Annotated in this window: 10 protein-coding genes; 7 read left to right on the plus strand and 3 right to left on the minus strand. The window is 38.0% G+C overall.

What is annotated here, in order from left to right:
* Positions 1 to 208: 208 nt before the first annotated feature.
* Complete coding sequence (locus CW736_RS10145; RefSeq protein WP_101013831.1) at positions 209 to 595, minus strand: DUF6122 family protein; 387 nt, start codon at positions 593 to 595, stop codon at positions 209 to 211.
* Positions 596 to 815: 220 nt separating this feature from the next.
* Positions 816 to 2,723: a molecular chaperone DnaK gene (gene dnaK, locus CW736_RS10150; RefSeq protein WP_101013832.1), complete on the minus strand. Its 1,908-nt coding sequence runs from the start codon at positions 2,721 to 2,723 to the stop codon at positions 816 to 818.
* 591 nt (positions 2,724 to 3,314) lie between these two features.
* Here dnaK and CW736_RS10155 point away from each other — a divergent pair.
* The 7 genes from CW736_RS10155 (at position 3,315) to CW736_RS10190 (ending at position 10,275) form a co-directional block, all read left to right on the plus strand.
* A complete protein-coding gene (locus CW736_RS10155) occupies positions 3,315 to 4,763 on the plus strand; it encodes an L-serine ammonia-lyase (RefSeq protein WP_101013833.1) in 1,449 nt (482 codons plus the stop codon).
* Between the two features lie 169 nt (positions 4,764 to 4,932).
* Complete coding sequence (locus tag CW736_RS10160; protein WP_101013834.1) at positions 4,933 to 5,439, plus strand: PH domain-containing protein; 507 nt, start codon at positions 4,933 to 4,935, stop codon at positions 5,437 to 5,439.
* Positions 5,432 to 7,009, plus strand: a complete 1,578-nt coding sequence (locus tag CW736_RS10165) for a PH domain-containing protein (protein WP_101013835.1) — start codon at positions 5,432 to 5,434, stop codon at positions 7,007 to 7,009. Before CW736_RS10160 ends, CW736_RS10165 begins: the two co-directional genes overlap by 8 nt.
* A 226-nt stretch (positions 7,010 to 7,235) precedes the next feature.
* Positions 7,236 to 7,694 carry a MarR family winged helix-turn-helix transcriptional regulator gene (locus CW736_RS10170; protein WP_101013836.1) on the plus strand — a complete coding sequence of 153 codons (459 nt, stop codon included), beginning with the start codon at positions 7,236 to 7,238 and terminating at the stop codon, positions 7,692 to 7,694.
* Positions 7,695 to 7,699: 5 nt separating this feature from the next.
* Positions 7,700 to 8,332, plus strand: a complete 633-nt coding sequence (locus tag CW736_RS10175) for an NAD(P)H-dependent oxidoreductase (protein ID WP_101015114.1) — start codon at positions 7,700 to 7,702, stop codon at positions 8,330 to 8,332.
* A gap of 17 nt (positions 8,333 to 8,349) precedes the next feature.
* Positions 8,350 to 9,153, plus strand: coding sequence for a type 1 glutamine amidotransferase domain-containing protein (locus CW736_RS10180; RefSeq protein ID WP_232735345.1), 804 nt, complete (start codon positions 8,350 to 8,352; stop codon positions 9,151 to 9,153).
* A 297-nt stretch (positions 9,154 to 9,450) separates the two neighbouring features.
* Positions 9,451 to 10,275 carry a sugar-binding protein gene (locus tag CW736_RS10190; protein WP_101013838.1) on the plus strand — a complete coding sequence of 275 codons (825 nt, stop codon included), beginning with the start codon at positions 9,451 to 9,453 and terminating at the stop codon, positions 10,273 to 10,275.
* Between the two features lie 143 nt (positions 10,276 to 10,418).
* Here the strand turns inward: CW736_RS10190 and fumC are convergent, their stop codons facing one another.
* Entirely contained in the window at positions 10,419 to 11,813 is a 1,395-nt protein-coding gene (gene fumC, locus CW736_RS10195) for a class II fumarate hydratase (RefSeq protein ID WP_101013839.1), read from the minus strand.
* Between the last annotated feature and the right edge of the window lie 263 nt (positions 11,814 to 12,076).

A 12,076-nucleotide genomic window follows, 5' to 3' on the forward strand; every position in this document is an offset into this window, starting at 1 on the left:
TAGAGTACAAGTCTTAGTTGTTGGGTTCCGCTTTCGCGAAAGCTTAACTAATCAATGTTTTAAGGAATTAGCTTTATCTGATGTATTTAATTCATTAGCTATTTCTTTGAACCCTACTCTTTAAGGCTTTGCTCATTTGGTTCTAATTTATTAGGACTTATAAGAGGGCAAATTTCGACATGTTTGGAAGAGTGGCATGAAATGAAAATTAATTACTCTTCCAACTGGAAATAAATTCTAAAACATTTAGGGCAGGAGATGTTGCCAGACAGTCTTTACAGTTTTGGTAAGTCAGCAAACAGTCTACTAGATCTGTAAACATGTGGAAAAGGAGTCCGATTCCTAGAATGCGAAAAGGCTTGCGTAAAAACAACAGTCCCACATAAAAGACCATAGCATAGTACGAATGTAAAGGGTGGAAATTAATACTGCATCTGTCAGCATCAAAAACCGGAGAGGTGAGAAGGTGGTCCAAATCTACCAGCATCGTTAGAAGTAAAAATAAGTAGGCTTTCTTCCATTCTTTATTAAAAAACACCAAAGCGATTCCCAATGGGAAAACAAGGTGTAAAAAATAATGGAGAAGTGTCTGCATACAGTTGATAAAACCAGTTTCTTATTACAAGAGCTAAATTACTGTTATTCTTGGTGAATAGTGCCATTGCCTTGAAGGTAACGGTTATACTTTTATGCGACTCTTTGTTAGGACGAATCACAATCAACGCATCTTTAAATAGGTAGAAATAAAAAAGACCCTGAAATGAATCAGAGTCTTTCTTGATATAAAATTTTAACGGTTACTAAAAACTGTTAACTTATTTTACTTCTTCAAAGTCTACATCTTCTACATCACTTGTAGAGTCTGAGTCGTCAGAAGTGTCAGCTCCAGCATCTGGGCCAGGTTGTCCACCTTGACCATCAGCTTGTGCTTTGTACATTTCTTCACTTGCAGCTGTCCAAACTTTATTTAGTTTTTCTAGTGCTGGATCGATTACTGCTAAGTCTTTAGACTCATAAGCAGCTTTCAATTCGTTAAGCGCTTCTTCGATAGGAGCTTTTTTGTCAGCAGGTAGCTTCTCGCCAAATTCTTCCAATTGTTGCTCTGTTTGGAAAATCATTTGATCTGCAGCGTTTAACTTATCTACAGTTTCTTTTGCTTTTTTATCAGCATCAGCATTAGCAGTAGCATCTTGCTTCATTTTCTCGATTTCTTCCTCGCTTAGTCCAGAAGAAGCTTCGATACGTACATCTTGTTTCTTTCCAGTCGCTTTATCTTCAGCACTTACTTTTATGATACCGTTAGCATCAATATCAAAGGTTACCTCAATTTGTGGAGTACCTCTTCTTGATGGTGGAATATCTGATAAGTGGAACCTACCGATGGTCTTGTTATCATTTGCCATAGCACGCTCTCCTTGGATCACATGAATCTCAACACTTGGTTGATTATCTGCAGCCGTAGAGAATACTTGAGACTTCTTAGTTGGGATGGTCGTGTTGGACTCAATTAATTTAGTCATCACACCACCCATAGTTTCAATACCTAAGGAAAGTGGAGTAACATCTAGTAAAAGAACGTCTTTTACATCACCTGTTAATACACCACCTTGAATAGCAGCACCTACAGCAACTACCTCATCAGGGTTTACTCCTTTTGATGGTTTCTTACCGAAGAATTTCTCAACAGCTTCCTGTACAGCAGGAATACGAGTAGATCCACCTACAAGAATAATCTCGTCAATGTCTCCAGTAGAAAGGCCAGCGTTTTTCAATGCGGTCTGACATGGAGCGATAGTTCTTTTTACTAAGTCTGAGATCAATTTTTCAAAAGCAGACTTGGTCAATGTTTTTACAAGGTGCTTAGGTCCGCTAGCAGTAGCAGTTACATAAGGCAAGTTGATTTCAGTCTGTGCACTTGAAGAAAGCTCAATTTTAGCTTTTTCTGCAGCTTCTTTAAGACGCTGTAAAGCCATTGGATCTTTTCTAAGATCGATGTCTTCAGCAGCCTTAAACTCATCAGCTAACCAGTCGATAATTTTTTGATCTACATCATCACCACCTAAGTGAGTATCACCATCAGTTGAAAGTACTTCAAAAACTCCATCACCTAATTCTAGGATAGAAACATCATGTGTTCCACCACCAAAATCAAATACTACAATCTTCTGATCGGTATCTTTTTTATCTAATCCGTAAGCTAGTGCAGCAGCAGTAGGCTCATTGATTATACGTTCTACTTTAAGACCTGCGATCTCACCAGCTTCCTTAGTCGCTTGACGTTGAGAATCGTTAAAATAAGCCGGTACAGTAATTACTGCTCCAGTTACTTCGTATCCTAAATAATCTTCAGCGGTTTTCTTCATTTTTTGAAGAATCATTGCGCTTAATTCTTGTGGCGTGTAAAGACGGCCATCGATATCCACGCGTGGAGTATCGTTATCACCTTTTACTACTTTATAAGGTACACGTCCAGCTTCTTTTGTAGACTCGCTGTATTTGTTACCCATAAAACGCTTGATTGAAGCAACTGTTTTTGTTGGATTGGTTACCGCTTGTCTTTTTGCAGGATCACCTACCTTAATCTCACCACCTTCTACAAAGGCGATAACTGATGGGGTAGTTCTTTTTCCTTCTGCGTTAGGTATTACTACAGGCTCGCTTCCTTCCATTACAGAAACACAACTGTTAGTCGTACCTAAGTCTATTCCTATTATTTTACTCATTATAAATTATTTTAATTAAGATTCGATTTATTTACATTCTCGTTAAGTCAATGTTTGTGCCATGACAATTCTAATGACATGATGTCATTTTGACTGTCACAATCGTCATGATAGTAGTGTGGTAGACGCCTTTTATAATGGTTTCGCTTTCGCGAAAGCGAGATCAGGACAACCTATTTAGTTTACAGTCTCAACAGGCAGCAAGCAGGTTGACTGCTATCAGCAATTCAAATCTGAGCAGGCGGTAAAATAATTATTATTGCAGGACTCAAAATAAATAAAGTCATAGGTTACCGCACCTCCTGGCGAAATTGCATAGAGTTCTTACAAAAGTTAATGGAATTGATTTTCCTTATCATGCATCTGTTTATGAGGGGATAGCCGAGAAGGAAGAATGCAAATTCATCCTTTGCGGAGCTTTTATTGATGTAAGGACAATAAGATTTCCCAGTTCTTTCGCAACAGATACGAGACTTAATTGTCATTCTGTTGAAGAGCAGAATCGATGACAAGCTTTCTTACTATTAGGTAGAATACTTTTATTTTCTATATGCTTTATGTTTACTTTTACCGAGTTAATTTGGTATAATAATGACACAAAATTCTCCTGCTAAAATTGAAGCCATCAGCGTGTTTGACATGCTTAAAATAGGTGTTGGTCCCTCCAGTTCCCACACCTTAGGTCCGTGGCGTGCGGCGCGTCATTTTTTAGCCAAACTGAAAGACAAAAATAGATTGCAATTGGTGAAATCCATAGAAGTGGACCTTTACGGCTCCTTATCCTTAACGGGTAAAGGACATGCCACAGATCTCGCTTGTATTTTAGGACTCACTAACGCAGATCCAGAGACTTGTGCGATTGATGAAATCCCTGAAATTATAGATTATATAACCAATCAAAAGTTATTGCAACTCGACGGGGTTCATTTGATCTCCTTCGATCCTAAAACACAGATTCATTTCCATCGTAACTTTCTTCCTTTCCATCCCAATGGATTTCGCTTTAAAGCCATCTTAAATGATGAAAAGGTTGTTTTTGAGACTTATTACAGTATAGGAGGTGGTTTTTTTGTGCAAAAAGAGCGTAAAAGATCTGCAAAACAAGTGGCTCTTTTTGAGTGTTTCCCAAGACCTATTGAAAAGGCAAGCGAACTACTGGCTTATTGTGAACGTGATCAAATGTCAGTTTCACAGGTTGTTCTGCAAAATGAAGAATACCTTCGGAGCCCAGAAGAGATCGATGAGCTATTTCGTAAAATTTGGGACGTCATGTTAGACTCTATATATACCGGTTGTCATACAGAAGGAATACTTCCTGGCGGTCTCAACGTACGAAGAAGGGCTTTTGATACCCATGAGCGTTTGCAAAAGGGAACACCTTATACCAATAAAGAAGAGTGGGTAGAAGCCATACGCAATACAGAGGTGAAGTTTAGAGAAATTCTCAAATGGGTTTCTTGTTTTGCCCTTGCTGTTAACGAGGTAAATGCCTCTTTAGGTCGTGTGGTTACCGCACCTACCAATGGAAGTGCCGGAGTAATTCCTGCCGTAATGATGTATTATATGACCATTGAAAATCACGATGCCAACTTTGATGACGTCAAGAAGTTTTTATTGGTTGCAGGGGAAATAGGTGCCCTTTTCAAAAAAGGAGCTACCATCAGTGCTGCAATGGGTGGCTGTCAAGCAGAGATAGGAGTGAGCAGTGCCATGGCTGCTGGCGCATTAACAGAGCTTATGGGTGGCACACCAGCTCAAGTACTTATAGCTAGTGAAATCGCCATGGAACATCACCTAGGATTAACTTGTGATCCTATAGGTGGATTAGTCCAAATCCCTTGTATTGAACGCAATGCGATGGGTGCTATTAAAGCGATCAATGCCTGTGAGATGGCACTAGATACAGATGCTAAAAATGCCAAAGTACCATTAGATAAAGTCATAGAAACTATGTGGCAAACGGCACAAGACATGAATACTAAATATAAAGAAACCAGTGAAGGAGGACTTGCTGTTAATGTGGCACTTTCTGATTGTTGATTTTTTATAAATAGGACACGGATTGTAAAGGATACAGAAGCTTTTTCTTTTAAGGCTATTGTTGTGGTTTCCGCTTTTATTCTTTATTTTGAAATGAATAAAGTTAATACTGCGCTTATTGCAGTGCGAAAGGTTAACTAGTAGTACATTTATACACTAACAAAGCATAATGACAAACGATCAAATCCTCGCTGACCGATTACCGAACATAGAAGAAGCTGATTTCCAAAAACATCCCAAAAGATTTTTAAACAAAAAACTGATCTCCAAAGTGATCTTTTTCTTGCCCTTGCTAGTGGGTGTAGGGGTGTTGTACTTTCTAGTAGAAGATAAAGCTTGGTTGTGGAAAGCAGCACTAGCAGCATGGTTATTCTTGTTCTTAACAACTGTTTTTTTAGCGTACAAAGAGTATTTTGTTAGGGGTTATGTATTGCGAGAACAAGATATTACTTACAAAAAAGGCTGGTTGTTCCACAGTCAAACGACCGTTCCTTTTAATAGAATTCAACATACAGAAATCAAACACGGTCCTATAGATCGCTTGTTTAAACTTTGTGAACTGGACATATTTACAGCCGGTGGAAGCGCCAGTGATTTGAGCATTAGTGGGCTGGACCCTGAAGACGCTGCAAAATTAAAGGACTATATTTCTGGAAAACTGTCGGTACATGCTTGATTTAACTACACCCCAAAGGCAGAGCAAAAAGATCATTCTATTCTACTTGTTCAAGAGTATAAAAGGCTTGATTCTTTACTTTTTGTTTGCCGCTATTGGAACGAAATCCATGGGAGAATATGGCTGGTACATGAACGCCTTTATCGCTTTTATTGCGGTGATGTCACTGCTATCTCCTGTTCTTAAATACCTTTATTTTACCTTTCACATAGAAGATGATGAATTGATTATTCAAAAAGGATTCTTGCAAAAGGAACGAAAAGCAATTCCTTTAGAACGCATTCAGTCTATCAATATCAATCAAAATGTGGTACAACGTATTTTAGGAATTGTTTCTCTAGAGGTAGATACGGCTGGATCCAAAACTAAGGAGTTGGAAATCCCAGGACTAGAGCGATCCTTTGCTAGCCAATTCAAGGAGCTGCTTCAAGAACGCAAAGAGGAGATTGTTGAGGAAGTTAGTGAAGCAACTGCAAATGAGAGAAGTATTTTTAAACATACTTCTGAAGGAGAACAGGAATCCGATACAGAAGAGGGGCATTTAAGCGCTGCGTATGAACACTCCAACAAAACCTTACAAGACAAGACAGAAGTTGCGATTCTCCAATTGAGTATTTTTGATCTTTTAAAAGTAGGAATTACTCAAAATCATTTGAAAAGTGGAGGTCTCGCAATTGGAGTTGCCTTTGGTAGTTGGTACAAAATAAAAGATATAGTAGAACAATATTTTGGAGAATGGCTGCAGCAATTCTCTTTTGAAAATGTTGTTTCAGGAACAAGTATAGGACTTGCCGTTGCCGCTGTGATTTCTTTCTTGTTTTTCTCAGTGGTGATCAGCATGTTATTGGCCATCAATAAATATTGGGATTTTAGTATTGTTAAAAAAGGAACCGATCTCGAAGTGAAAATGGGGCTCTTTAATAAAAATGAAATTAAAATACCACTGAGTAAAGTTCAGATTTTAGAATTCCATTCCAATCCATTGAGAAAACTACTAAACTTTCAGACGGCTCAAATATATCAAGCACAATCTACCGACAACAAGTTGGGCAGTGTTTCTGTACCCGCTTGTAAAGAAGAACATAGGGTTTTACTACAACATTTGATTTTTAAACAACCGGTGGAAGAAACGGAGCAAGAACTTCATTGCAATCCTTTTTCTTATGCTCGATTGGCGTTTTATGTCATTTCTGTAGTTGCAATACCACTAATAGGAGCTGGTGTTTATTTTGAAGCATATGCGGGAATAGGGCTGGTGATCGCTATTTCATTCTTTTTAGTTTTTGCAGCCTTCATGTATGGGAAGAATAGTAAAGTCATTAAAGATGATGATTTTGTGGTTTTTAAGAAAGGATGGATTTTCCCGCAAATCATTATTTCACCAGTTTTTAAAACTCAAGCGGTAGAAAAATGGCGTAGTGTTTTTTTACAACGCAGAAGAGAAGCACACTTTAAACTTCATAGTGCCGCTGGAACACGAGGTCTTAGATACCTGGAGGAAGTTGCCATAAATAAATTGATCAACACGATCAATAATGAAGTGATTGGTAGTGAAGAGAAATGGATGTAGCTCGTTGATCACATTCTTAAATGAGCTTTTATAGGGTTTCTTTATTCAATAAGCTGGAACTATCTCGCTTTCGCGAAAGCGAAATAATTAAAAATTTGCTACACCTGATTCCATTAATCGCCAATAAAGCATAGCTGCTTCAAACTTTCACATTTATTAAACACTTTAAATTCTTTAGGCGGGATCAAGTGTTATACATTTGTATCGCACACGATATAAATAAAAGATGAATAAGCAAGACCAATTAAAATTGAGCAGTCAGGTTTGTTTTCCGATCTATTCGGTTTCTAGATTATTGACTAAATCATACAAGCCTTATTTAGATAAAATGGGGATTACATATCCTCAATATTTGGTGCTGTTGGTACTTTGGGAAAATGATGAAGTGACCGTCAATCAAATCACTGATAAATTACTCTTAAATACCAATACGGTATCACCGTTATTAAAACGAATGCAGCAGTCTCATCTTATCGAACGACATCGTTGCACGAATGATGAACGTCGTGTGATTATTCAACTCACTGACAAAGGAAAAGAACTTAAAAAAGAAGCGATTCCTATACCTGAAAAATTATTACAAACCTTGCTCACAGCAAATATAGAATTACCAGATATCATTAATTTAAAGGAATTATTGGAAGAATGGATTGGAATACTGGGAGAACAAAAACAAAAACAATAAAAGAAATGGAATTATTAGAAAGATTAGAGTGGCGCTACGCGGCAAAAGCTATGAGTGGAGAAAAAGTGCCACAAGAGAAAATAGATAACATACTAGAGGCGGCAAGACTTGCAGCAACATCTAGTGGATTACAACCTTTTGAAATTTATGTGGTAACCAACCAAGAAGTTAAAGAGAAAATTAGGCCTGTAGCTTGGAATCAGTCCACCGTAACCGATTGTTCTCATTTATTAGTTTTTGCAGCTTGGGATACCTACACAGCAGACCGTATCAATTACATGTTTGATTTAACCAATACAAAACGTGGTTTTAAAAATGAAGGATGGGAAAATTACCGCCAGCAACTTTTAAGCACTTACCCACAACAAGATGCTGAGGTAAACTTTAATCATGCGGCCAAACAGGCTTATATCGCTTTTTCACATGCCTTAATTGCTGCTGCTTTTGAAGAAGTAGATGCCACACCTATGGAAGGCTTTGATGCAGACGCCGTTGATGAGATTTTAGGATTGAGAGCAAAAGGCTTAAGATCTACAGTATTACTTCCTATAGGTTATAGAAAGCCATCAGAAGACTGGTTGGTCAACTTAGAAAAGGTAAGAAAGAGTACCGAAGAGATGGTTACCAACATAGACTAATCTAACAAAATAAGCTATTGAAAAAATTAAAATATACAGTTATTGTACTTGCCTTGTTTGCAGCAATAGGTTGTAAAGATCAAAACGAAAAGGCAACTAGTGCCGATTTAAATAATAGTAATAATCTTAAAAAAGAAAACAATATGAAAGTTTTATTTGTATTAACATCACACGATCAACTAGGAGACACTGGTAAAAAAACAGGATTTTGGGTAGAAGAATTCGCAGGCCCATACTACACCTTAAAAGATAAAGGTGTTGAAATTACATTAGCAACGCCTAAAGGTGGAAAAGCACCTATAGATCCAAGTAGTGATTCTCCAGATGCAGCAACAGAATTTACCAAGAGATTTGATAAAGACGAAGAAGCTCAAGAGCTCATCAATACCACACATCAACTAGCAGATGTCAATGCTGCAGATTATGACGCGGTATTTTATCCTGGTGGACACGGACCTTTATGGGATCTTGCTAACGACGCAACATCTATCAAGTTGATCGAAACTTTTAACAGTCAAGAAAAACCAGTAGGCTTTGTATGTCACGCTCCAGCAGCATTGAAAAGTGTTAAAGGAACTGATGGCAATCCATTAGTGAAAGGAAAGAAAGTAACTGGATTTACCAACACAGAAGAAGAAGCGGTGCAACTTACTGATGTAGTGCCATTTCTAGTAGAAGACATGCTTAAAGAAAACGGCGGTATTTATTCTAAAGGCGCTGACTGGTCAGCTTACGCATTACAAGACGGTAATTTGATCACAGGGCAAAATCCTGCCTCCTCGGTATTGGTAGCAGAAAAACTATTTGCTGCGATCAAATAATTGTATTTGAAAAGGAATAAAAAAGCCCAAACCTTTATGGTTTGGGCTTTTTTTATGCGAAAAATTTATTCCCCAAATGATTTAGAAAATCAAACTTTGCCTGTTCTTTTACTCCCGCTGCTGATGAATTTGGTACATCAACTAGATTGCCAAAGAATTTCAGTTGCTATAGAAAGCCAGACTTTAAATTTTCTATGTCAAGTTTGTTAGGTCAAAGCTTCAAAAAGGAAGCAGTGGACCCATGCCTTACTATTGTAGGATTATATACTACTTTAGTAAAAAAACAGAACCCTTACTATGAAGAATAAGAACTTGATTCCCATAACATTTATAGGTGTACTGATTCTTTTATTTTCGGTAAGCTGTGGGACAAAAAATACGGGTAATCAAGAAAGCTTACCAACCTCTGTTGCCTGTTCATCCAGTTCAGAAAATGCTGCTACGCTGTCTATACCTGATGGCACATTTGAAGCAAAAAAAGCCACCGCACCAATACAAATTGATGGGTGTAGCAAAGAGGCTATTTGGGCTGACTTAGATTGGTATGGTTTGAACTATGTTTGGATGGGTGAACCTGTGGATGAGAATGATTATAACGGACGCTTCAAATTGGCTTGGGACGCTGAGTATTTATATGTATTGGTAGAAGTAGTGGATGAATATTTAAACCCAACACTTAAAAATGGTATAGAAAACTATTGGAAAGGGGATTATGTAGAGGTATTTATTGACGAAGATCAATCCGGCGGAAATCATAAATTCAATCACCAAGCTTTTGCATATCATGTCTCTACTGAAGGACATGCTATTGATAAAAGCACCTCAGAAGAAACTATTTTTTTAGATGAGCATATACAAGTTGCTAGGTCGCAAGAGGCTAACAAGCATATTTGGGAAATGGCCATCCGACTTTACGATCAAAGTTTTGATGAGAATTCATCCAAAAATATACCAGTTCCAATTTTAAAAAATAAACGCATCGGCTTTTCCATAGGCTATGGAGATAATGACGGCAATAACAGCAGAGAAAATTTTATGGGCTCCAAGAAGAATCACGGAGTCACTAATGATGAAGGCTACATCAATGCTGATGTTTTTGGTAGTGTATTGTTTGTAGAGTAAGCATTGTATCATTTTAAAACGTCTCCTATAATAAAGCCACTTCAATTTGAAGTGGCTTTATAGTTATAATGGAAAGAAAGTCATGGTTCCTGAATATTGGAGTGCAGCTTATGATTGCCTACTCCTTATTCCACACCATTAATTTATCGGTGACCTACCATGTCTTCTGGTTTTACCCATTCGTCAAATTCTTCTGAAGTAACGTATTCTAAGGCTAGTGCAGCTGCTTTAAGTGTGGTGCCTTCTTCATGTGCTTTATTTGCTATTTCGGCAGCTTTATAATAGCCTATTTTGGTATTTAAGGCGGTTACCAGCATTAAAGAGTTGTCGAGTAAGGATTTGATAGTCGCCTTGTTAGGCTCAATTCCTACCGCACAATTCTCGTCAAAACTTCTACAAGCGTCGCCTATCAACTGCGCACTTTCTAGCACAGCTGCAGCCATAACTGGCTTAAATACGTTGAGTTCAAAATGTCCTTGCATACCACCTACCGTAACTGTTGTGTCATTACCTATCACGCGAGCACATACCATAGTAATGGCTTCTGCTTGCGTAGGATTTACTTTTCCGGGCATGATAGAACTTCCAGGCTCATTTGCTGGAATGATCAATTCACCTATACCGCTGCGGGGACCACTAGCGAGCATTCTAATATCGTGAGTGATTTTATTTAAGGAAACAGCTACTTGCTTTAAGGCACCATGAGTTTCTACTAGAGCATCGTGAGCCGCCAAAGCTTCAAATTTATTATCGGCTGTTTTAAAAGGCAATTCGGTAAACTGTGCGATATACTCTGCTACTTTTACATCATAACCTTTAGGCGTATTGAGTCCAGTTCCTACGGCAGTTCCTCCCAGAGCCAGCTGGCTTAAGTGAGCTAGCGTATTTTCTAAAGCGATGATTCCAAAATCCAGTTGGGATACATAACCAGAGAATTCTTGTCCTAAAGTGAGAGGTGTTGCATCCATCAAATGTGTGCGACCTATTTTTACAACATCTGTAAATTCAACAGACTTATTATGCAGTGTATTGCGTAATTGTTTAATCCCTGGAATGGTGTTTTCTACTACTTTTTTATAACAAGCAATATGCATTCCTGTAGGAAAGGTATCGTTAGAAGATTGTGATTTATTCACGTCATCATTAGGCTGTATGGTCTTTTCACCTTCACCTACTGTTTTACCAGCGAGTTGCTGCGCACGGTTGGCGATTACCTCATTCACATTCATATTAGACTGCGTTCCAGAGCCTGTTTGCCAGATCACCAATGGAAATTGGTCATCGTGTTTTCCTTCTAATATTTCATCACAAACTTGAGCAATTAAGTCGCGTTTTTCTTCTACAAGAACTCCTAGATCACAGTTAGTATACGCAGCAGCTTTCTTTAAATAGGCAAATCCATAAATGATTTCTAGCGGCATACTAGCAGGTGCTCCTATTTTGAAATTCATACGGGAGCGCTGTGTTTGTGCACCCCAAAGCTTATCTGCTGGAACTTCTACGTTCCCCATCGTATCTTTTTCTATTCTGTATTCCATGTGGTTGAATTTTTAACAAATATAAAACCTGCAGTTTGTTTAATCGTCTGATTATAGATAATTATAACAAGATAGGATAGAGGTGTCGCCAGATACAGCAGGAGGTTATCCTTGGGTAGCTCAAGACGAAAGCAGGATTTTGAAAAGAAATTCTACGGAGTTACAGATGATTAAGACGTGAACTGGTCTTATAAACAGTTTTTTGTTAATAAATGCCTCCCAGTCTTTGAATTTTTAAGTTGTAGTCTCTATCTTTGCAATCA

Origin of the sequence: Nonlabens sp. MB-3u-79 (assembly GCF_002831625.1) — a bacterium.
Lineage (GTDB): Bacteria > Bacteroidota > Bacteroidia > Flavobacteriales > Flavobacteriaceae > Nonlabens.